Origin of the sequence: Vibrio bathopelagicus, assembly GCF_014879975.1 — a bacterium.
In the GTDB taxonomy this organism is placed as follows: domain Bacteria; phylum Pseudomonadota; class Gammaproteobacteria; order Enterobacterales; family Vibrionaceae; genus Vibrio; species Vibrio bathopelagicus.
The window spans coordinates 592,324-615,039 of sequence record NZ_CP062500.1; the positions used below are offsets into that span (position 1 = coordinate 592,324).

General features: G+C 44.7%; 20 protein-coding genes. 12 read left to right on the forward strand and 8 right to left on the reverse strand.

The genetic code is table 11. From position 1 onward, the window contains the following. The first annotated feature begins 4 nt into the window (after positions 1-4). From IHV80_RS02675 to IHV80_RS02685, 3 genes are all read left to right on the forward strand, one after another. Positions 5-796 (forward strand): sulfite exporter TauE/SafE family protein, encoded by a 792-nt coding sequence (locus tag IHV80_RS02675; protein WP_065105635.1) that lies wholly within the window; start codon positions 5-7, stop codon positions 794-796. A gap of 88 nt (positions 797-884) precedes the next feature. Beyond that, the gene (lgt, locus tag IHV80_RS02680; protein ID WP_010434825.1) at positions 885-1,706 is read left to right on the forward strand and encodes a prolipoprotein diacylglyceryl transferase; all 822 of its coding nucleotides are present in this window, start codon (positions 885-887) and stop codon (positions 1,704-1,706) included. Between the two features lie 9 nt (positions 1,707-1,715). Next, positions 1,716-2,567, forward strand: a complete 852-nt coding sequence (locus tag IHV80_RS02685; protein WP_010434826.1) for a thymidylate synthase — start codon at positions 1,716-1,718, stop codon at positions 2,565-2,567. 454 nt (positions 2,568-3,021) lie between these two features. Here the strand turns inward: IHV80_RS02685 and IHV80_RS02690 are convergent, their stop codons facing one another. Next, positions 3,022-4,167, reverse strand: a complete 1,146-nt coding sequence (locus tag IHV80_RS02690; RefSeq protein ID WP_192889983.1) for a Na/Pi symporter — start codon at positions 4,165-4,167, stop codon at positions 3,022-3,024. Positions 4,168-4,556: 389 nt separating this feature from the next. Here IHV80_RS02690 and nhaR point away from each other — a divergent pair, with 389 nt between their 5' ends. Then, positions 4,557-5,447 carry a transcriptional activator NhaR gene (gene nhaR / locus IHV80_RS02695; protein WP_017106778.1) on the forward strand — a complete coding sequence of 297 codons (891 nt, stop codon included), beginning with the start codon at positions 4,557-4,559 and terminating at the stop codon, positions 5,445-5,447. 101 nt (positions 5,448-5,548) lie between these two features. After that, on the forward strand, positions 5,549-5,842 hold the full coding sequence (locus IHV80_RS02700; RefSeq protein WP_009848443.1) for an ArsR/SmtB family transcription factor: 294 nt from the start codon (positions 5,549-5,551) through the stop codon (positions 5,840-5,842). Positions 5,843-6,025: 183 nt separating this feature from the next. Here the strand turns inward: IHV80_RS02700 and rpsT are convergent, their stop codons facing one another. Next, positions 6,026-6,286, reverse strand: a complete 261-nt coding sequence (rpsT, locus tag IHV80_RS02705; protein WP_012603273.1) for a 30S ribosomal protein S20 — start codon at positions 6,284-6,286, stop codon at positions 6,026-6,028. Between the two features lie 250 nt (positions 6,287-6,536). Between rpsT and murJ the strand changes: the two genes are divergently transcribed. The 6 genes from murJ (at position 6,537) to ispH (ending at position 14,448) form a co-directional block, all read left to right on the forward strand. Beyond that, positions 6,537-8,099: a murein biosynthesis integral membrane protein MurJ gene (gene murJ / locus IHV80_RS02710; protein ID WP_318842409.1), complete on the forward strand. Its 1,563-nt coding sequence runs from the start codon at positions 6,537-6,539 to the stop codon at positions 8,097-8,099. A gap of 70 nt (positions 8,100-8,169) precedes the next feature. Beyond that, entirely contained in the window at positions 8,170-9,105 is a 936-nt protein-coding gene (gene ribF, locus IHV80_RS02715; protein ID WP_016799151.1) for a bifunctional riboflavin kinase/FAD synthetase, read from the forward strand. Between the two features lie 63 nt (positions 9,106-9,168). Beyond that, positions 9,169-12,027: an isoleucine--tRNA ligase gene (ileS, locus tag IHV80_RS02720; protein WP_192889984.1), complete on the forward strand. Its 2,859-nt coding sequence runs from the start codon at positions 9,169-9,171 to the stop codon at positions 12,025-12,027. Positions 12,028-12,188: 161 nt separating this feature from the next. Next, the gene (gene lspA, locus IHV80_RS02725) at positions 12,189-12,689 is read left to right on the forward strand and encodes a signal peptidase II (RefSeq protein ID WP_004739521.1); all 501 of its coding nucleotides are present in this window, start codon (positions 12,189-12,191) and stop codon (positions 12,687-12,689) included. 194 nt (positions 12,690-12,883) lie between these two features. Continuing rightward, positions 12,884-13,315, forward strand: coding sequence for an FKBP-type peptidyl-prolyl cis-trans isomerase (gene fkpB / locus IHV80_RS02730; RefSeq protein WP_192889985.1), 432 nt, complete (start codon positions 12,884-12,886; stop codon positions 13,313-13,315). A 176-nt stretch (positions 13,316-13,491) separates the two neighbouring features. Then, complete coding sequence (ispH, locus tag IHV80_RS02735; RefSeq protein ID WP_012603278.1) at positions 13,492-14,448, forward strand: 4-hydroxy-3-methylbut-2-enyl diphosphate reductase; 957 nt, start codon at positions 13,492-13,494, stop codon at positions 14,446-14,448. Between the two features lie 123 nt (positions 14,449-14,571). On the opposite strand, the gene btsR is transcribed toward ispH, so the two are convergent. The 3 genes from btsR to IHV80_RS02750 all read right to left on the reverse strand — a co-directional run bounded on the left by btsR (position 14,572) and on the right by IHV80_RS02750 (position 18,834). Beyond that, positions 14,572-15,303 (reverse strand): two-component system response regulator BtsR, encoded by a 732-nt coding sequence (gene btsR, locus IHV80_RS02740; RefSeq protein WP_192889986.1) that lies wholly within the window; start codon positions 15,301-15,303, stop codon positions 14,572-14,574. Between the two features lie 103 nt (positions 15,304-15,406). Then, positions 15,407-17,077: a sensor histidine kinase gene (locus tag IHV80_RS02745; RefSeq protein WP_192889987.1), complete on the reverse strand. Its 1,671-nt coding sequence runs from the start codon at positions 17,075-17,077 to the stop codon at positions 15,407-15,409. A gap of 263 nt (positions 17,078-17,340) precedes the next feature. Further along, entirely contained in the window at positions 17,341-18,834 is a 1,494-nt protein-coding gene (locus IHV80_RS02750) for a carbon starvation CstA family protein (RefSeq protein ID WP_017106770.1), read from the reverse strand. Positions 18,835-19,208: 374 nt separating this feature from the next. Between IHV80_RS02750 and IHV80_RS02755 the strand changes: the two genes are divergently transcribed. Beyond that, the gene (locus tag IHV80_RS02755) at positions 19,209-19,559 is read left to right on the forward strand and encodes a DUF2799 domain-containing protein (protein ID WP_017106769.1); all 351 of its coding nucleotides are present in this window, start codon (positions 19,209-19,211) and stop codon (positions 19,557-19,559) included. 144 nt (positions 19,560-19,703) lie between these two features. On the opposite strand, the gene murQ is transcribed toward IHV80_RS02755, so the two are convergent. The 3 genes from murQ to IHV80_RS02770 all read right to left on the reverse strand — a co-directional run bounded on the left by murQ (position 19,704) and on the right by IHV80_RS02770 (position 22,715). Continuing rightward, on the reverse strand, positions 19,704-20,624 hold the full coding sequence (gene murQ / locus IHV80_RS02760; protein ID WP_192889988.1) for an N-acetylmuramic acid 6-phosphate etherase: 921 nt from the start codon (positions 20,622-20,624) through the stop codon (positions 19,704-19,706). Between the two features lie 97 nt (positions 20,625-20,721). Beyond that, entirely contained in the window at positions 20,722-21,834 is a 1,113-nt protein-coding gene (locus IHV80_RS02765) for an anhydro-N-acetylmuramic acid kinase (RefSeq protein ID WP_192889989.1), read from the reverse strand. After that, on the reverse strand, positions 21,834-22,715 hold the full coding sequence (locus IHV80_RS02770; RefSeq protein WP_192889990.1) for a BadF/BadG/BcrA/BcrD ATPase family protein: 882 nt from the start codon (positions 22,713-22,715) through the stop codon (positions 21,834-21,836). Before IHV80_RS02770 ends, IHV80_RS02765 begins: the two co-directional genes overlap by 1 nt. Between the last annotated feature and the right edge of the window lies 1 nt (position 22,716).

Sequence of the window (22,716 nt, forward strand, 5' to 3'; positions counted from 1 at the left end):
TAACGTGTCATACGAACTCATTGGCTTGTTAGCAGGTCTTGGTGCTGTTGTTGGTGTTTTAGCGGGTTTGCTGGGCATTGGTGGTGGTTTGCTGGTGGTTCCAGCCTTACTGTTTTTGCTTCCTAAAGCGGGTATTCCTCAAGAGTTTGCAATGCAGATGGCGTTAGCGACTTCATTATCAACCATTATTGTTACGTCAGGATCTTCTGCGATTAATCACCTAAAGCTAGGCAACGTCGAGATCTTTGTTGTGAAGTGGTTGATGCCCGGAGTGGTGGTCGGTGGTTTCCTAGGTTCTTTCATCGCAGACGTTATTCCTGCGCAATATCTGCCGAAGGTGTTTGGTGTGATTGTCTTGGTATTGGCACTGCAAATGCTTCTATCCATTCGCTCAACAAGCCAAAAAGTGATGCCTAGTTCTGCAAAGACGATGATGTATGGCGGCGGAATTGGTGTGGTATCGAGCTTAGCTGGTATCGGTGGAGGCTCTTTATCTGTGCCTTTCCTGAATCACCACGGTGTGGAAATGCGTAAAGCCGTAGGTTCATCTTCAGTATGCGGTTGTGTCATTGCGATTTCAGGGATGCTTGGATTCATTTGGCATGGTTCATCGGTTAACGATTTACCCGCTTTCAGTTTAGGTTACGTTTATCTACCCGCTCTGGTTGCGATATCCTGCACCTCAGTGTTGACTACTCGAATTGGCGCTAAGTTGGCGACTCAACTGCCAACGCCTGTGCTGAAAAAATTCTTTGCGGTATTTTTAATGTTTATAGCATCGATGATGCTGCTGTAATGTATTTCTCCGTTGGTTGTTTTGCTGAGTTGTTTAACTTCAGTGAAGCAGTTACCCCATTGTTTATTATTTAGATAGAGAGCCAAGTATGTCTCAGGGTTTTATCGAATTCCCAAATATCGATCCTGTTCTTATTGAACTAGGACCAATCTCAGTTCGTTGGTATGGCCTAATGTACCTGGTCGGTTTTATGTTCGCGCTTTGGTTAGCAAACCGCCGAGCTGATCAACCTGATAGTGGTTGGACTCGAGAGCAAGTATCAGATCTCCTGTTTGCTGGCTTCCTTGGTGTGGTGCTTGGTGGTCGTATTGGTTATGTGCTTTTCTACAACTTTGACCTTTTCTTAGCAGACCCACTTTACCTCTTCAAGGTATGGACTGGTGGTATGTCTTTCCACGGTGGTTTGCTTGGTGTTATCACTGCGATGTTCTGGTATGCGAAAAAGAATGGTCGAACCTTCTTTGGTGTAGCAGACATGATCGCGCCACTGGTTCCATTTGGTTTGGGTATGGGTCGTTTAGGTAACTTCATGAACAGTGAGCTTTGGGGCCGTGTGACTGATGTGCCATGGGCAATCGTGTTCCCGAATGGTGGTCCACTCCCTCGTCACCCATCTCAGCTTTATGAAATGGCGCTTGAAGGTATTGTGCTGTTCTTTATCTTGAACTGGTTTATCAAAAAGCCGCGTCCTCTTGGTTCAGTGTCAGGGTTATTCCTAGCAGGATATGGTACATTCCGCTTCTTAGTAGAATACGTACGTGAACCTGATGCTCACCTAGGTTTGTTCGGTGGATTTATCTCTATGGGACAAATTTTGTCACTGCCAATGGTTATCATCGGCGTGCTGATGATGGTTTGGGCATACAAGCGTGGTCACTACAAAGATGAATTACCACAACAAACGAAGTAAGGAATTGGTGTGAAACAGTATTTAGATCTCTGTCAGCGTATCGTTGATGACGGTACTTGGATTGAAAATGAACGCACGGGCAAGCGCTGCCTAACTGTGATCAATGCTGACCTTGAATATGATGTTGGTAATAACCAATTCCCACTGGTAACAACGCGTAAGAGCTTTTGGAAAGCAGCAGTTGCTGAACTGCTTGGCTATATCCGAGGTTACGATAACGCTGAAGATTTTCGCAAACTAGGGACTAAAACTTGGGATGCGAATTCGAACTTGAACGAGGCATGGTTGAATAACCCTTACCGCAAGGGGGAAGACGACATGGGCCGCGTTTACGGCGTTCAAGGACGTGCATGGGCAAAACCTGATGGTGGTCATATCGACCAACTGAAGAAGATTGTTGATGATCTGACAAATGGTATTGATGACCGCGGCGAGATCTTAAACTTTTATAACCCGGGTGAGTTCCACATGGGTTGTTTACGTCCGTGTATGTACAGCCACCACTTTTCTTTGCTTGGTGACACTCTGTACCTAAACAGTACTCAGCGCTCTTGTGACGTACCTTTAGGTTTGAACTTCAATATGGTTCAAGTGTATGTGTTCCTCGCTATCATGGCGCAGATCACAGGCAAGAAAGCGGGTGTGGCTTACCACAAGCTTGTTAACGCTCATATTTATGAAGATCAACTTGCACCAATGCGCGATGTTCAGTTGAAGCGTGAGCCTCTAGCTGGCCCTACATTCCATATAAACCCTGAAATTAAGTCTCTAGAAGATCTGGAAACGTGGGTAACGATGGATGACTTCTGGGTTGAAGGTTACGAATGCCACGAAGCGATTAAGTACCCGTTCTCGGTGTAATCTAATCTATGATTTTGATCGAAAGGCTGCCTCTGTGCAGCCTTTTTTGTATCTGAGGGAGCAGTGACGAGTAAACGGGATGCGAGATACGAAGATAAAAAGCAACCGTCACTCCCTAGACTGACGAAGGAAGGAGTAGGGAATCTTTGGGTGTTATGTGTTGGGTAGACTCCCAATCACGCTCGTGCCTTGCTGTAGGGAATGACGGTTGTTTAGGTGTGAGATTCGAAAGGATTGTTTAGATGCGAGTAGCCGAGATGCGGGATACGAAGAGCGTGTTTAGATTTGAGTCAGTGAGATACTGAATATCAAACGCAGACAATTAGAGGGAGTAGCTTTTCGTTACTCGTTTACCCGAATCTCGTCTCTTCTTTTGATACTCGTATCGATCCCAAAAAGAAAAAGCCCGCAACCTAGGTTACGGGCTTTGCTATAAGCGATGTTTGTTTTGCTATTAAGCAGTCAGTGCTAATACGCTACCTGGCAGTACAAGGAATACCGCAATAAGGTAACCAGCCACTACAGCTTTGTTTTTCACAGCCATGTCAGAAATGATATCAGCTGCTTTCACTGGAAGCTCACGTAGGAACGGAATACCGAAGATGAATACCGTTGCCATAATGTTGAACACCAAGTGTACTAGAGCAATCTGAAGTGCGAATACTGCGAACTCACCAGATACTGCTGTTGCTGCTAATAGAGCGGTAATACACGTACCGATGTTTGCACCCAGAGTGAATGGGTAAACGTCACGTACTTTAAGAACACCTGAGCCTACTAGTGGAACCATCAAGCTTGTTGTCGTTGAAGAAGACTGAACAAGGATAGTAACGATAGAGCCTGAAGCGATACCGTGGATAGGACCGCGACCGATTGCGTTCTTTAGAATTTCACGAGCACGGCCAACCATTAGGCTCTTCATTAGCTTACCCATTACAGTGATAGCTACGAAGATAGTCGCGATACCCAGAACGATAAGCATTACACCGCCAACAGTGTCGCCAAATGTTGATAGTGGCTCTTTAATCGCACTTACTACAGGTTTAGTGATTGGCTTGATGAAGTTTAGTCCACCCATGCTCATATCACCTGTTGCTAGCATCGGTGATACTAACCAGTGAGAAATTTTCTCTAGAATACCAAACGCCATCTCTAGTGGTAGGAAGATAGCAACGGCTAATAGGTTAAAGAAGTCGTGAATCGTTGCACTTGCGAATGCACGTTTGAATTCATCTTTACAACGAACATGACCAAGGCTAACTAGCGTATTGGTTACTGTAGTACCAATGTTTGCACCCATGATCATAGGGATTGCTAGCTCAACAGGTAAACCACCTGCCACAAGGCCAACGATAATTGAAGTAACTGTACTTGATGATTGAATAAGTGCTGTTGCCACTAAACCAATCATTAAGCCTGCAACTGGGTGTGAAGCAAATTCGAAAAGAACCTTTGCTTGCTCGCCTGTTGCCCATTTGAAGCCTGTACCAACCATTGAAACTGAAAGTAATAGTAGGTAAAGCATGAATGCCAAGTTAGCCCAGCGTAGCCAACGAGTTGTGCTCGAGATAGGCGCTGCTGCAGTAGTAGCTTGGTTCATAATGTTTTCTCCATTGGACCGTTTAAGTCTGTGTTTGGTCTGTTTGTTTAATCTGAGCGTGATGTTAGAGGGGAAATATTTCAGTAATATTACATTTTGGTTTAGGTGAGACTTTTTTGTGATGATTTACTCTCTAAATATTCCAATAGCTAATGTGGGTGTTTTAAGTGCTTGTTTTCATTTGACTTTTAAGGTGATTTCTATAGGTGATATAGATCTTAAAAGTTAGAAAAAAATTGAAAATAATCGATGAAATATTACATTATGAAATCACACACTTCGAAAAAATAAGTGGTAACAACCATTTAGATTAGGTTTTTCCGAGTTTGTTGAGGGGAGGTGTCATATTTGATATAAAAGGTTATCTACTCTTTTACCACGGCGCACTTATGTCGCATCTCAACTATAACCATCTTTATTACTTCTGGATGGTTTGCAAACAAGGCTCTGTTACTAAAGCCGCAGAAGCTCTGTTTTTAACGCCACAAACGGTAACTGGCCAGATCAAGGCGTTAGAAGAACGTATGGATGGCAAGTTAACAAAGCGTAATGGGCGCAGTGTTGAGCCTACAGAGCTTGGCCAGTTGGTATTCAAGTACGCCGATCGCATGTTTGGCCTGAGTTATGAAATGCTGGATATCGTGAATTATAGCCAGCACTCCAATATTCTATTTGATGTTGGCGTTGCGGATGCTCTGTCGAAAAGATTAGTCAGTAAGATATTGATGTCGACTATCCCACCCGATAACAGCATTCATTTACGCTGTTTTGAGTCGACCCATGAAATGCTACTCGAACAACTCTCTCAACATAAACTCGATATGATTCTTTCCGACTGTCCCGTTGATTCAAGCCAAAGCCCTGGTCTTTTTAGTAAGAAATTGGGTGAGAGCGGAATGAGCTTTTTCTGTTCTGGTAAGGTTGAAGGGATTAGTTTTCCTGCCGTGTTAGAACAAAGGAAGCTTTTGATCCCTGGAAGCCGAACTTCTATGGGGCGAAAAGTACTGCAGTGGTTTGATAGGCAGGGTTTAAAACCCGATATTTTGGGCGAGTTTGATGATGTTGCTTTGATGAAAGCTTTTGCGCGTTATCATCATGATGCCATTTTCCTTGCTCCCACTCTTTATATGTCTGAAGTGGAAGAAGACACCTCTTTGCAACTTTTGTGTGATATTGAAGAGTTAAAAGAAGAGTACTACGTCATATTTGCGGAAAGGATGATTCAACATCCAGCAGTAAAAAATGTATGTGACGCAGATTTTAGTAAATTGTTCGAATGAGTTAGTTTGTTAATGAATTGATATCGATTATCATACCCAAGCAATATGCCGTAAATACTGATAGCCCGTAGTTGGCGTAATAAGTCGTTGGGAGCCAGACTATGAACTTAAAAGAGATGGAGAAGAACTCGGCGCAGGCCGTTATTCTACTCAAAGCCATGGCCAACGAGCGACGTTTACAGATCTTGTGCTTATTGCATGGCACAGAGCTGTCGGTCGGGGAGTTATGTGGCAAGTTGGAATTGAGTCAATCAGCGTTATCTCAACACCTTGCTTGGTTGAGAAGAGATGGCTTAGTCGAAACTCGTAAAGAAGCTCAGACGGTGTATTACACATTGAGCAGTGAAGAAGTAAAAGCGATGATTAACCTACTGCATGGTATGTATTGCAAGTAGCTTATTGCTGGTGGATTAGCTCATTTCCTATCAGAAATAAGATAGGCACAAGGAAGTGTCGCTATTTATTCGTAAGGCTTAAACGATTATTAGTAAGACTTAGAGATGTGTTCGCCAAATTTCAGATATAAAAAAACCGGCCGAGGCCGGTTTTTTTCGTTTTGCGTTGTAATCAAATTTCTATTAAAGAGCTTTGATTGCAGCAGCGAAACGAGACTTATGACGTGCAGCTTTATTCTTATGAATAAGGCCTTTAGTCGCCATACGGTCTAGAAGAGGTGTAACTTCTACAAGAGCAGCAGTTGCAGCTTCTTTATTGCCAGCTTCAATAGCTGCAATAGTTTTTTTCATGTAAGTGCGCATCATAGAACGACGGCTAGCATTGTGCTGGCGACGTTTCTCAGCTTGGATAGCGCGCTTCTTAGCAGATTTACTGTTTGCCAAGGTCTAACTCCCAAAAACTTAGTTCGGTGACAATTTAAGGGCGAGGACTATCCCTCATAGGCGCTTAATTGTCAAATGATTTGTGCAAAAACCAATCTCAGCCAAACAAATTTTGGTATGGAAAGGTCATCGCGGTTAAGATGGCGGGGATTCTAACAGCATTTTTAGACCAATGCTAATAATTATGCTTCTAAGGATAGGATAGTATTTATCCTTGCTTGAAAGTAATCAACCAGTGTCAGAGGTTTCTGTGAGTAAACGACTATTAAAGTCAGGGCTGATTGTCAGTGTAATGACTTTTGTTTCCCGTGTCTTGGGGCTAGTGCGTGATGTCGTAGTAGCAAACTTAATGGGGGCAGGAGCAAGTGCAGACGTATTTTTCTTCGCCAATAAAATTCCTAATTTTTTACGTCGACTGTTTGCCGAAGGCGCTTTTTCTCAAGCCTTTGTACCAGTATTAACGGAATATCACGCCGCCGGTGATAAAGATAAAACTAGAGACTTGATAGCAAAGGTATCCGGTACACTAGGGGTGTTGGTTTCTATTGTCACTGTGCTTGGGGTATTAGGCTCTGGGGTTATCACCGCAATGTTTGGTGCGGGTTGGTTTATTGATTGGCTTAACGACGGCCCCTCGGCGCCTAAGTTTGAACTCGCCAGCCTAATGTTGAAAATTACTTTTCCTTATTTATGGTTCATTACGTTTGTCGCGTTATCGGGTGCAATCCTCAATACCATGGGCAAATTTGCGGTTTCGTCATTTACGCCTGTGTTCTTGAACGTAATGATCATTGCTTGTGCTTGGTTTCTTGCTCCTAATTTAGAACAGCCTGAAATTGGTTTATCCATCGGCGTTTTTCTTGGAGGCTTAGTTCAATTCCTGTTCCAAATGCCTTTCTTGATTAAAGCAGGAGTATTGGTTAAGCCTAAGTGGGGTTGGAGAGATCCGGGCGTGGTTAAGATCCGCACGTTAATGATCCCAGCTTTGTTTGGTGTTTCAGTGAGTCAAATCAATTTGTTGTTCGATACCTTCATTGCCAGTTTTCTAGCGACGGGCTCTATCAGTTGGCTGTACTACTCGGATCGATTATTGGAATTTCCACTCGGTTTGTTTGGTATTGCCATTGCGACGGTTATTCTTCCGGCTTTATCTCGTAAACACGTTGATGCTGAAGGAGAAGGGTTTGCTCATACCATGGATTGGGGTGTGCGCATGGTACTGCTGCTAGGCATTCCTGCGATGTTCGGCCTTATTGTGTTAGCAAAACCGATGTTGATGGTGTTGTTCATGCGTGGAGAGTTTTCTCCCCATGATGTCAATCAGGCTTCCATGTCTTTGGTGGCGTACGCTTCAGGTTTGCTGAATTTCATGCTCATTAAAGTATTGGCTCCCGGCTATTATTCTCGTCAAGACACCAAAACACCGGTGAGATACGGCATCATTGCGATGGTCACTAACATGGTGTTTAACGCAATTTTCGCTTATTTCTATGGCTATGTTGGTTTGGCGATCGCAACGGCGTTGTCTGCGTTCGTGAACATGACTCTGCTTTATCGTGGTTTGCATTTAGCGGGTGTTTATCGTTTAACCAAGACTACATTGTTGTTTAGCCTTAAATTATTGATCTCAGGTACGGTAATGGTTGGCGTGATTTTATGGCAGCTAGACAATATGCAATTGTGGCTTGCTTGGGGCTTTAACCAAAGAGCGTTGACACTAACAGGGTTGATCACACTTGGCGCCTTTGCTTATATTGTGTCGATACTGGTTTTAGGTATCCGAGTAAAACATTTAAAAGCAGCGACAGATTAATACTGATTAGTATATAATCCGTCGGTTTCACACAATAAATGATGTAAATAACAGGTTTTAGCTGATCACAATGGAACTGATCCGAGGTATACACAATATTAAAGCACAGCATCATGGCTGTGTATTAACCATAGGTAACTTCGATGGTGTTCATTTAGGGCATCAAGAGGTTCTGAGCCAGGTTTCTAAACAAGCTGCAGCATTAGGGCTCCCTTCTGTTGTCATGACGTTTGAGCCGCAACCTATGGAGTTGTTTGCCAAAGGTAAAGCACCAGCACGTTTAACTCGCTTACGAGATAAATACGTGCAACTGAGTAAGCTAGATATCAGTCGTTTATTGTGTGTGAATTTTAATCAGTATTTTGCAAGCTTGTCTGCGGAAGCGTTCATTAAAGACCTTTTGGTTGATAAGCTTGGCGTGAAATTCTTGGTTGTCGGTGACGATTTTTGCTTCGGTAAGGGTCGTACTGGTAATTTCGCTATGCTTCAAGAAGCGGGCGAGAAGTATGGTTTTGAGGTGGTGAGCACCCAAAGCTATTGCTTAAACCAATTACGAGTAAGCAGTACTGAGATACGAAATGCGTTAGCGGCCAATGATTTGGCTTCTAGTGCTACCATGCTAGGGCGTGACTACAGTATCAGTGGTCGTGTTTCTCATGGTCGTAAATTAGGGAGAACTATCGGTTTCCCTACCGCTAATATTCCATTAAAGCGTTGTGTTTCTCCTGTTTCTGGAGTGTATGTTGTTGAAGCATTAGATATCGACGGTGTTCCTGTCGGTGGCGTTGCTAATATTGGACAACGACCAACGGTTAATGGTGTAAGGCAGCAATTAGAAGTGCATTTTTTTGACTTTAAAGCCAATTTATATGGTAAACAGTTAGAAGTACGACTTTTACACAAACTGCGCGACGAGATAAAGTTTGAATCGTTCGACGCATTAAAGAATCAAATAGAATTGGATGCTGAAGCCGCAAGGGTGTGGCTGCTTCAGCTAAAGAATTAGTCGGATGATTCCACCGATTAACATAATGTCTAACTTCGCCCAATATAACGGAATTAAGAATCGATGAGTGATTATAAAGATACCCTGAACTTACCAGAAACAGGGTTCCCAATGCGTGGCAATCTGGCAAATCGTGAACCAGAAATGCTTAAGCGTTGGTACAAAGAAGACCTTTACGGTGAAATCCGTAAGGCAAAGAAAGGTAAAAAATCTTTCGTGCTGCATGATGGCCCTCCATACGCGAACGGCGACATTCACATTGGCCACGCGCTGAACAAGATTCTTAAAGACATTATTATCAAATCTAAGACCCTTTCTGGTTTTGATGCACCGTACATCCCTGGTTGGGACTGTCACGGTCTTCCAATCGAGTTGATGGTTGAGAAGAAGAAAGGTAAGCCTGGTCAGAAGATTTCGGCTGCTGAATTCCGCGAAGAGTGTCGTAAGTACGCTGCGGGCCAAGTTGAAGGTCAGAAAGAGAGCTTCAAACGTCTTGGTATCATGGGCGAGTGGGACAAACCTTACCGCACTATGGATTTCGGCACAGAAGCGAACATCATTCGTTCTCTAGGTAAAATTGCAGACAAAGGTCACCTACTTAAAGGTTTCAAACCAGTTCACTGGTGTACTGACTGTGGTTCTGCTCTGGCTGAAGCTGAAGTTGAATACAAAGATAAAGTTTCTCCATCTATCGATGTGAAATTTTCTGCAGCTGACGAAGCGGCTCTACTAGAGAAATTTACTCTAGCTGAAGGCCACGCTGGTCAAGGCGAGATCTCTATCGTTATCTGGACAACAACACCATGGACTCTGCCGGCTAACCGCGCAGTATGTCTACGTGATGATCTTGAATACGTGCTTATCCAAGTTGAAGCGAATGGCGAACTGCCTGCTCAACGTATTATTGTTGCTTCTGAACTAGCAAAAGACGTAATGGATCGTGCGGGTATCGAGCGTTTCCATAACCTAGGTTTTGCAACTGGTGCTGATCTTGAGCTTTCTCAGTTCAACCACCCGTTCTACGACTTTACGGTTCCTGCAGTTCTTGGCGAACACGTAACAACTGACTCTGGTACTGGTGTGGTTCATACCGCTCCTGGTCACGGTCAAGAGGATTTCGTGGTTGGTAAGAAGTACAACCTAGAAATCGCTAACCCAGTTGGTTCAAACGGTGTTTACCTGCCAGACACTGAGCTTTTTGCTGGTCAGCATGTATTCAAAGCGAACGATTCTGTTTTAGAAGTTCTAAAAGAGAAAGGTGCACTACTGCACCACCACGCTTACGAGCACAGCTACCCACATTGCTGGAGACATAAAACTCCAATCATCTTCCGTGCAACACCACAATGGTTCATCTCTATGGATCAAGCTGGCCTACGTGCAAAAGCACTAGAGTCAACAAAGAGTGTTGAGTGGATGCCTGAATGGGGTCAAAGCCGAATCGAAGGTATGATCGAAGGTCGCCCTGAGTGGTGTATCTCTCGTCAACGTACTTGGGGTGTGCCAATTGCTCTGTTCGTTCATAAAGAAACATCAGAACTTCATCCAGATAGCCCAGCTCTTATTGAAAAAGTAGCGAAGCTTGTGGAAGATAAAGGCATTCAAGCTTGGTGGGATGTAGATGCTGCTGAACTGATGGGGGCTGAAGACGCTGACAAGTACGAGAAAGTACTTGATACGCTAGACGTATGGTTCGACTCAGGTGTAACGCACTTCTCTGTTGTAGATTCTCGTGAAGAGTACAACTTCCCGAATGAAGAAAGAACGCACAGTGCTGATCTTTACCTTGAAGGTTCTGACCAACACCGTGGCTGGTTCCAGTCATCTTTGATTTCATCTATCGCGATGAAAGATGAAGCACCATACAAGCAAGTGCTAACGCACGGTTTCGTGGTTGATGGTAACGGCCGTAAGATGTCTAAATCTATCGGTAACGTTGTTGCTCCTAAAGATGTAACTAACAAGCTAGGCGCAGATATTCTACGTCTATGGGTTGCTTCTACGGATTACACTAACGAAGTTGCGGTTTCTGACGAGATCCTTAAGCGCTCTGCTGATGCTTACCGTCGTATTCGTAACACGGCTCGTTTCTTCCTAGCGAACTTGAACGGTTTCAACCCTGAAACTGACCTAGTTCCTGCTGAAGAAATGGTAGCACTTGATCGCTGGGCTGTTGGCCGTGCTCAAGCTGCACAAGAAGAGATCGTTAAAGCATACGGTGAGTACAACACTCACGGTGTGACTCAACGTCTAATGCAGTTCTGTTCTATCGAAATGGGTTCTTTCTACCTAGACGTAATTAAAGACCGCCAGTACACAGCGAAACAGGGCAGCCATGCTCAACGTAGCTGTCAAACGGCGCTTTACTACATCGTAGAAGCTCTAGTTCGTTGGATGGCTCCTATCATGTCGTTCACTGCAGATGAAATCTGGAACGAGATGCCAGGCGAGCGCGATACGTTTGTATTCACAGGCGAGTGGTTCGAAGGCCTATTTGGTCTTGCTGACGACGAAGAGCTAAGCAACGAATTCTGGACTGAAATCCAGTCAGTTCGTGGTGCAGTGAACAAGCTTCTTGAAGATGCTCGTAAAGAGAAAACAATCGGTGGTGCACTGCAGGCTGAAGTTACTCTATACGCTGACGATGCACTAGCGGCTAAAATCAACAAGCTAGAAGATGAGCTATGTTTCGTACTTATCACTTCTGCTGCTGTTGTTAAGCCACTTAGCGATAAGTCTGATACAGCTCAAGCGACAGACGTTGAAGGTCTATACGTTGAAGTTGCCGCAACTGAAGCTGAGAAGTGTGACCGTTGCTGGCACCACACTCCTGATGTAGGCACAATTGAAAGCCACGAGAAAATTTGTGGTCGTTGTGTGTCGAACATCGACGGTGAAGGCGAAGTGCGTAAGTACGCATAACGACTCAGAGAAAGACTGAACTTTTTGTAAAAATCATAGCCCCAGTATCAACTGGGGTTATTTTTAATTATAGGAAATGTGTTTAACCAAGCTGACTTCTCGTATTCATTCTTGAGAGTGGATAATGAGATGATTTGACTGAGTAGATACTAGGAATAGAAATGAGTGAAGTTTCGTTAAAACAATCTGGTGTTCGTTGGTTATGGCTGGCTTTGCTGGTGTTCCTTGCTGATATCGGCATCAAACTCTTTGTCATGGACAACATGGGTTATGGTTGGGCAAACCGTATTGAGGTGTTGCCATTCTTTAACTTTTTGTATGTTCATAACTATGGTGCAGCATTTAGCTTTCTGAGCGATCAGAGCGGATGGCAGCGTTGGTTATTTACGGGTATCGCATTTGCGGTAACGGGTATGCTGACATACTGGATGAGTAAACTACCGGCGACAGAAAAGTGGAATAACATTGCTTATGCGATCATCATTGGTGGCGCGGTAGGTAACGTATTCGACCGTGTTGTGCATGGTTTTGTGGTTGATTACCTAGATTTCTACTGGGGCACCTACCATTGGCCTGCATTCAACTTGGCTGATATGGGGATCTGTATCGGTGCTGCGATGATCATCTTAGATGGCTTTCGCAAGAAAGATGAAAGCAAATAGGTTACTCAGGCATTAATGAGTATTAAGTAAATCGCTTTGAAATAGATTGCCCTAAAGTCAGTCTATGACTCACAGAATAGAATAGCCTTAAGCGCTGTCGGTTGATTCCGACGGCGCTTTTTTTTATGCTTCAGTTAACAAGGAAGCAAAGCACAACGCGTCCTCAAATAATAAAGAAATCTAAGGAAAGTAACGTGGCAGCAATTAAAAATGATTCAGCAGTAACTCTACATTTTACGATTAAAATGAAGGATGGTTCAGTTGCCGATAGTACCGAAAATATGGGTAAACCCGCTAAGTTCGTTATGGGTGATGGTAGCCTAAGCGAAAACTTCGAAGCGTGTTTGCTTGGGCTTGAAGCGGGTACAGAAAAGTCTATCGAACTGACAGCACAAGATGCGTTTGGTATGCCTAATCCAGATCATATCCACCACATGGATAAAGCGAAGTTTGCTGGTGGTACTGATGTTGAAGTCGGTACTATCATGGCGTTCTCTGGCCCTGACGGTATGGAAATTCCTGGTATTATCACTGATATCGCAGGTGATTCAGTGACCGTTGATTTTAATCACCCATTAGCAGGCCAAGACGTTACGTTTGACGTTAACATCTTAGCGGTGGACTAACTATCTTAGCGTTGGAATAACTATCTTAACGGTGGAGTAGCTATCGTAACGATAGAATCACATCGCCTTACAGGTGTGATACAACCCAGAGCTTCACTGTCTAGGCGCTTCACTGTAGAATGCGAACCTCGCTGACAGCGAACTCTATAGAAACAACCTTAGTACCGCGGTAAATGATGAGCAATGAAATGAAAATAATGTTAGCTAACCCTCGTGGCTTTTGTGCTGGTGTCGATCGTGCGATCAGCATCGTAGAACGCGCACTGGAAATGTATCAGCCACCGATCTATGTTCGCCATGAAGTGGTGCACAACCGCTTTGTTGTTGAGGGGCTCAAGCAGCGTGGTGCTATTTTTGTCGAAGAACTGAGTGAAGTGCCAGACGACAACATCGTGATCTTCTCTGCTCACGGTGTCTCTCAAGCGGTTCGTAAAGAAGCGAAAGAGCGTGAACTCACGGTATTTGATGCAACATGCCCATTGGTAACCAAAGTACATATGGAAGTTGCTCGTGCTAGCCGCAAGCATATGGAAGTGGTTCTGATTGGTCACGCGGGTCACCCAGAAGTGGAAGGCACGATGGGTCAGTACGCTAGCCAAACCGGTGGAATGTACTTGGTTGAGAGGCCTGAGGACGTACAGAACCTCGTGGTGAATGACCCAAGCAACCTGCATTACGTTAGCCAAACTACGCTGTCAGTTGATGAAACGGCGGATGTGATTGAAGAGTTACGCCGCGTATTCCCTGAGATCCAAGGGCCACGTAAAGATGATATTTGCTACGCAACACAAAACCGTCAAGACGCAATTCGTGAGATGGCTGGTGATGTCGATGTCGTGATTGTTGTCGGTTCTAAGAACTCATCGAATTCAACACGTTTGAAAGAGCTGGCTGAGAAGCTAGGCACGCCAGGTTACCTAACCGATTGTCCTGAAGACATTCAAACTGAATGGGTTGAAGGGAAAAAGAAAATTGGTGTGACAGCGGGTGCTTCAGCTCCTGAAGAGCTAGTAAACCAAATCTTAGACCGTATTCGTGAGCTAGGTGCAACTGAAGTCGAAGAGATTCAAGGTCGCGAGGAGAACATGTTCTTCGAAGTACCGAAAGAGCTACAGATTAAGCAAGTCGATTAATCTCTATCGATTTGTGATACTAGCGATTCGTAACAAAGTCGATTCTTGAACAGTAAAAAGCCAACGTTGATACGTTGGCTTTTTTGATCGTGCCTTGAAACAAGGCGCCGAATTTCTAACGGGTTACTGAAGACCGAGCTGTTCTTTTAAGGTTTTGAGATAACGGCGACTAACAGGTACTTCAAAGCCAGTCAGTGTAATGATCTCGGCTAATCCATTCTCTAACAATTTGATCTCTTGGATCGATTTTATGTTGATCAAATATTGTCGATGACAGCGGATCAAATCGGTCTTTTCTTCTAGGATCTTCAGAGTTAACTGTGAGGTCGCAGTTTGTGATGAGCTACGAACATGCACACCACTGATATCTGAATAAGCGCACTCGACCGTTTGGCTTGCCATGATCACAATACGGTTGTGACCAATACACGGAATTTGCTCTAAATGGCAGGGAGCAATCGCAGATATGTTTTGTTCTGGCGCTTTCTGGTTCTGATTGATGACTTTATTCAGACGACAAACACTCTTGTTTAATCGACAAGGCTCAACTGGTTTAAGTAGGTAATCAAAGGCATTGTCTTCAAATGCTTGAATCGCATATTGGTCGTAGGCGGTGACGAACACCACGTAGGGCATGGTGTCTGGGTCAAGCATGCTCAGTAGTTCTATCCCGGTAACTTGAGGCATTTGGATATCCAAGTACACCACATCCGGCTTGAGAAGGTTGATCTGTTTCAGTCCTTCGATCGCGTTACTCGCTTGGCCAATAATTTCTACTTCACCGGTTTCAGTCAGTAGTTCAATCAGCTCCTCACGAGCAAAAAGCTCATCATCGACAACTAGTGCCTTTAACATCCTACAATCTTCATCTTGATTCTATCCCTGCTTGATTCGCGCTTTTCTTTTAAATGTCTGCTTCTAAATTTCAACTCGGAGCGATTCGTCTCTGAAAGTATCATTAATTAAGTATAGGTATGATAAAGCTCATTCGAGTAAATTGCTGTGGTTGAGATTCTATTTTTAGTGCTGAATCTTGTCCAAAGAAATTAGTGAGTCGTTTATCAACAATTTCCATCCCTAAACCGACATGATCTTGAGATGGCTTCTGATAATTGCCAGCGTTGTCTTCAACGGTTAACTTGAACCCACCCTCGAAAGCCTCGCTATAGATCTTCACTTTGCCACCTTCCAGCATATTCGATATCCCATGTTTGATGGCGTTTTCTACCAGTGGTTGCAGGGTAAAGCTCGGCAGTTGCGATTCATACAGCTGTGGGTCGATATCCCACTCCACTTCTAATCGGTCGGTGAAACGAGCCTTCTCAATAGTGAGGTATGCATTGACGTGTGCCAGCTCGTCTTTGAGCTTTACGGTATTGATATTCTGCTTCAGGTTACTTCTAAAGAAGTGAGACAGATGCTGAATAAGCTCTCGTGCTTTATCTGGGTCACGGCGAGTAACGGCACTGATGGTGTTGAGCGCATTAAACAAGAAGTGTGGGTTCACTTGAGCGTGCAGCAGTTTGATTTCCGCTTGGGTGAGCAGTGTTTGCTGTTGCTGATAGTTGCTAAACAGGATCTGGCTCGACAAGAGTTGAGCGATACCTTCTGCCATCGACATGTTGATTGTTGAGAATAGCTTGAGTTTTGGCTCGTATAGTTTGATGGTTCCGACTACTTCATTACCTGCACGCAACGGAATAATTAACGCAGAACCTAATTTACAATCTTGAGATAGAGAGCATTGGTATGGGTTCTCTTTACCATCAAGGTAGATGATGTCGTTTTTTTCCATCGAGGTAAGGGTGCTTTGTGATGAAATCGGCGTGTTTGGAATATGGTGTTCATCGCCAATGCCGACGAACGCGAGGATTTTCTCTCGATCGGTAATCGCCACTGCACCAACATTGGTTTCTTCGTAAACGATACGCACGATTTTTTGTGCGTTATCGGAATTAAACCCGCCATGCAGAATACCTACTGAACGTTCGGCGATGGTTAATGCGCGGCGAGAGAAGGTCGCTGAGTATTTTTCGAAGATGGTTTTCCTGTCTTGGATGATGCTCATGAACAGCGCCGCACCCACAGAATTTGCGATGATCATTGGCGCGGCAATATCAGAGACTAGAGCGTAGGATTGTTCGAACGGTTTAGCGACTGCGAGCAAGATGCTCATCTGAATGATTTCGGCAAAAAGGGTCACAGAGAACACCACTAGAGGATTAAATAGCTGGCTGGCTTTGTTCTTTCTCACGAGGTAAACGTGTAACAAGCCACCAATCAAGCCTTCTGCTGTGGTTGAAATCGCGCAAGCTAGATCTGTGAATCCACCCAAAGAGTAACGATGGATACCGCCAGTAAAACCGACCGCGAAGCCGACAACCGGACCACCGAACAGACCGCCCATTACCGCTCCCATCGCACGGGTGTTAGCGATGGCATCATTAATCTGTAATCCAAAATAGGTGCCCATAATACAGAACAGGGAAAACAGAACGTAGCAGCTGATTTTATGACTTAAGCGTGAAGAGATGCTCAACAAAGGGAGAATCAGTGGAGTCTTACTGAGCATGTAAGCAATCACTAAGTAGACACAAGTTTGTTGCAGAAGAGAGAGAATGAGTTCCATATTTTCACCTATTGAGACGCTTGTTAAGTGTAAAGCTCATTGCGGGGTAACGGTAGCTTTGCTTGTCTTTTCATTGGTTATATCGGCCTCCCAGAGTCGGAGCACTAACGCCTACAAACAATAAAGCCCATCACAGTGGACGGGCTTTAGTTTTAATTTCCACGAATCACCGAGTGATTGCGGGAGCAAGCGAAGTTGTGCTTGGCAGTTCTTTTGTCTCTTTCTATGAAGATTGGTTTCTTGTTATCAAGAGCCTTAAAGAACTAGGCTGTTTTAGTAACTGGTTTTGACTCTTGATCTTGCTCGTCGTCAGCTAGGTCGATATCGCCTTTGCCTTTTGAAATCTTGATAACGTAAGCCGTAATCAGTAGAGATGAAACCACACCTACGATTGTTGAGATTTGCATAGGTAGACCAAAACCTAGTTGGCTGTTGTTCAGGATGAATGTGATACACACAGACGTCATGAAGATAGCTGGAACCGTTGTTACCCAGTGCAGTTTGTTGTGACGAAGTAGGTAAGCTGAAGCAGTCCACAGCATCATTACTGCTGTTGATTGGTTAGCAAAACCGAAGTAGCGCCAGATGATACCGAAATCTACTTGAGTCAGGATGCCACCAAGAACGAATAACGGTAGTGCCATTAATAGTCGGTTACGCAGCGTTTTCTGTTCCATGTTGAAGTATTCAGCAAGGATAAGACGGCTTGAACGGAACGCTGTGTCACCAGAAGTGATAGGTAGGATAACCACGCCAAGGAAAGCAAGGATACCGCCAAATACACCCAGTAGGCCAAATGAAGCGCTGTATACCACGTTACCTGGACCACCATTTGCAATCGCGTCAGACAAAGACTCAACTGAACCGAAGAACGACAGAGCAAGTGCACACCAGATTAGAGCGATGATGCCTTCACCAATCATTGCGCCGTAGAATACGAAGCGGCCGTTCTTCTCGTTTTCCATACAACGCGCCATCAAAGGAGACTGAGTTGCGTGGAAGCCAGAGATAGCACCACATGCGATGGTGATGAATAGAGCAGGCCAAAGTGGTAGGTCATTCGGGTTCATGTTGGTGAACATGTCGCTCATCTCAAAACCACCCATGATTTGGTGTTCGTCAGATAGACCAATCGCCGTGATTAGGCCAACAGACATAAAGATAAGTAGTGCACCGAACAGTGGGTAGAAGCGACCAATGATTTTATCGACAGGGACAATCGTTGCGATGATGTAGTAAGCAAAGATGATAACAACCATAGTGCTTGCAGACATTACGAAATCAGTTTGGTCGTTCACTAGGTTAGTGATCATGCCGGCAGGAGCAGAAACGAATACCACACCAACAAGAAGCAGTAGAACAATGGCAAAGATGTTCATAAAGTGTTTTGCGCCATTGCCTAGGTAACGTCCAGTGATGGTTGGAACCGAAGCGCCGCCATTACGGATAGATAACATACCTGAGAAGTAGTCGTGTACTGCACCTGCGAAGATACAACCTAGTACAATCCAAAGCATTGCTGCTGGGCCGTAAAGGGCACCCATGATAGGGCCGAAGATTGGACCGACACCTGCAATGTTAAGCAGTTGAACTAGGTAAACCTTTGGCGTCGACATTGGAACGTAGTCCACGCCGTCTTGCTTGGTATGCGCTGGGGTTTGACGCTTTTCATTGATACCGAAAATCTTCTCGATAAAGGCACCGTAAATAAAGTAGCCACCAATGAGTGCTGCGACGCAGGTAAGAAACCACATCATAATTTGTTATCCCTGAATGTATTAATTAAGTCAGGGTGTATATTAAAGGAGTCGATGAGAAGAAACTTCCGCTACTGGAGTTAGTGGTCGAATAGCCAATTTAGTGGTGCTATAACTGATTGAGTGGTTTGTCATCTTCACGGAGTGGTTGATTCTTTGTGTCGAGCGGCTTATTGACCCAGTAGACAGGTTGATAGATCTAGCAGAGAGGTGGATTGAAGCTGTGGGCGGTAGGTTGCTGCTCTTGAGTGGTCTGTATCAGTCTCAAGCGGAGAACATGAGACAATGAGTGGACATCAGTACTCGTTCAGCGGAGAATCAGCACAAAGGCAACGCTTCGTCAGGAAGTGGTTAGGTAAATATAAAGGACTGAAATGAAAAAAATAATCGCACTATTCGCCGTGGCATTTAGCCTTGCAGGATGCAGCGCTAATGTTCAAGATTTAGCGGCTGAAGGTAATTGGCAAGAGATTGGCTACCGTGATGGCATCAAGGGCCATACTCAGCGTTCGTATTCAGAGATGACTGAGCTTGGTGCTGTTGATCAAGCCAGTTATACAGAAGGTTATCACTTAGGTGTGACCGAGTTCTGCAACCCTAACCATGCTTATCAGATTGGTTTGTCTGGTCAGGTATATGAAGGTGTGTGTTCTGGTACAGAAGACGCTCAACGTTTTCGTATGGAATGGCAACGTGGTTGGGATGAGTTCTCGAACGATTATTAATCCGGCTTACGGTTAATTCACTATCTTGCTAAATAAAAAACATCTAGCTAAATAAAAAACATCTAGCTAAATAAAAAAACCAGTACCTCATGTGTACTGGTTTTTTGTATCACGCTTTCATCAGTATCGAAGACTAATCGGCGTTTACTGATTATTCTCGACCGCTTTTCTTAAGAAGCCGTGTTGTTGGTCAAGCTGAGCTTTGGCCGATTCAAAATCGAGCCCTGTCAGGATCATCAAAATCGCCAGCTTAACGTCGTAATCGGTGGTTTTCAGCGTCGATACTGCCAGTGCTTTATCACATTCAGTTGCTTGAATAACGATACGAGCAGCGCGGGCAACCAACTTCTCATTGGTCGCTTTTACATCGACCATCAGGTTCTGATAACTCTTACCAATACGAATCATGCTCGCAGTGGTGAGCATATTAAGTACTAGTTTTTGTGCTGTCCCTGATTTCAAACGAGTTGACCCCGTTAAGGCTTCTGGGCCAACTACTGGGCTAATTGCGATTTGAGCAATCTCGGCAATTGGAGAACCTGGGTTACAAGACAGCGCAACCGTCACCGCGCCAATCTGATTGGCATAGTTGAGTGCACCAATCACGTAAGGTGTGCGACCACTGGCTGCGATGCCTACCACGACATCCTTTTCTGTAAATTGAATGGCTTTCAGGTCTTCAATACCGAGAGTCAGCGAATCTTCAGCTCCCTCTTTGGCTTTTAAAATCGCTTCTGGTCCGCCAGCTATTAGACCGATAACCATTTTGTCTGAAACACCGAAAGTCGGAGGGCATTCTGAGGCATCTAAAACACCTAATCGGCCACTGGTGCCCGCACCCATATAGATCAGTCGACCGCCGTTTTGAAAGGCGTGAGCGATCTTATCAACCGCTTTCGCGATCTGTGGCAGTTCGGCTTCGATCGCCAGTGGGACCTGTTTGTCTTGTTGGTTAATCTTTTCAACCACTTCGAGAGAGGTGAGCAGATCAATATCCATAGTGTCAGGGTTTCTCCCCTCCGAAACGAGGTGCGAGAGCGCTGATATGAGAGCGTCGTTACTCATAATGATCCTTAAATGGTGATTCTAAAATGATGGTTCTAAAATTGTTTAGACAGCACCGTGAAATCAGTATTGTTACTAAGTTAGCACGGCTATCAAGTTAATCTGCACGATATAGAACGCCTAGAGAGGCAGCTCTACTTGCGCCAGTCACTTCTGGTAAATTGCTGGGTAGTTGATGAACATGACGTTGAGCAAGCCATGCAAAGGCCATGGCTTCCATGTAATCGGCATCAACGCCTTTACTGGTGGTCGACTCAACCTCCCAGCTAGGAAGCAGTTCAGACAGTCTCTTCATCAACAATGGATTTCTCGTACCACCGCCACATACATAAAGTGCAGGTTGGCTACCCAAGCGATAATCCTCCACTTCACTGGCTATCGTCAATGCGGTGTATTCACAAAGTGTGCGCTGAACATCTTCTGCTGCAAGGTCTTTAAACTCTGTTAATTGTTGCTCTAGCCACGGTAGATTAAACAGCTCTCTGCCAGTGCTTTTCGGTGGCATTTGGGATAGATAAGATTCATTCAACAGCTGTTCGAGTAAAGCTTGATTGAGTTGGCCTTTTAGCGCGAACAGTGCATCACGGTCAAATTTCTCACCCGTATGTTTATCTACCCAAGCATCCATCAACATATTGCCCGGGCCAGTATCATAACCAAGAGTTGGCTGATTAGGGCGCAGCACTGAAATATTCGAGATACCACCAATATTCAAGACCACAACCGAGCTGTCTTGCGGGTGAAAGATCGTATGGTGAAAGGCGGGTACTAATGGCGCACCTTGCCCGCCAAGCGCCATGTCTTTACGTCTGAAATCGGCGACTGTTTGAATCTGTGTTTTAGCGGCAATGATATTGGCGTCACCCAACTGCATGGTAAATGGCGAATCACCGGTTGGCTGGTGGAATACTGTTTGGCCATGATTACCAATGGCAGTCACAGAAGATACAGGTGTATCTGACTTGTCGAGAAGTTGTAGAACCGCATCAGCAAATAGATGACCAAGCTGGTGGTCGAGTTCGCCAATGGCAATCAAATCTGTTTTCTGACCAATACAAACTTCAAGTAGGTGGGCCTTGATATTATCTGGCATAGGGAATTCATCATGAGCGAGCAATGTAATACGAGTGTCTTCTATCGAAACTAAGGCCGTATCAACGCCGTCCATACTCGTTCCCGACATCACACCAATGTATAACTCTGACTTCATTACGAGTCTCCTAAGTTGAGCTGATTAATCTTCTGGTTAGCCAATACTTCTGCGCCATCCAGAGCGTTCCCTTGAACATGTAAACTACGAGCTTGAATCGCTGGTGAAAGACGCTCACGATAGAACTGTCCTAAGCTACCCAAGAACATAATAGGTAGCGTGTTGTTATTAGAACAAGCCTGAGTGAGCAGCTCTATTTGAGTGGTACCTTGTTCTATAATCGCTTTTGCTGTTTGGCATTGTGATTCAATGTCGACCAGAGCTCTTGCAAATTGAGCATAATCAGTCGCGTTTGCTTGGCTAATCCATTCTAATATTTGGCTACGTTTGCTACCGGTTTTCTTCATGACTAAATCGCGAGTCAGAGATGCCCCCTGACTGTCGAACTCGGTGAGGGTCTGTTGAACCGCTCGAAAGCCAAGCCAAGCGCCACCGCCTTGGTCGCCAATTGGAAATCCCCATCCGCCAAATTGCAGAGTCTCATGTAGGGAGTTCAATTGAATGGCAACTGAACCAGTCCCTACGGCGATACAATTGACTCCTTGTCCGGCATTGGCACCAAATACTGATGCTTCCGCATCGGTTGTGATGTACAGGTGAGGACAATGCGCTAAAGCGGACTTTAACTTGGACTTTAGCTGCGTATTACCCGCTCCCGCAACACCCAACACAATATAACATTGTTTCGGTATTATCTGGTTTGTCGCTAGAATTTCATCAATATAATGAGTGAGTTGAGTCACCGCAGCTTCACCGTATAGGGTCAGTGAAGTCGCCGGTAAAATTAACTCCTCAATCACTATTGATGTGGGCTCTATTTTCTTAAGCCTGACAGCGGTTTTTGTACCGCCGCCATCGACTGCCAAAGTGTGTGTAATCATT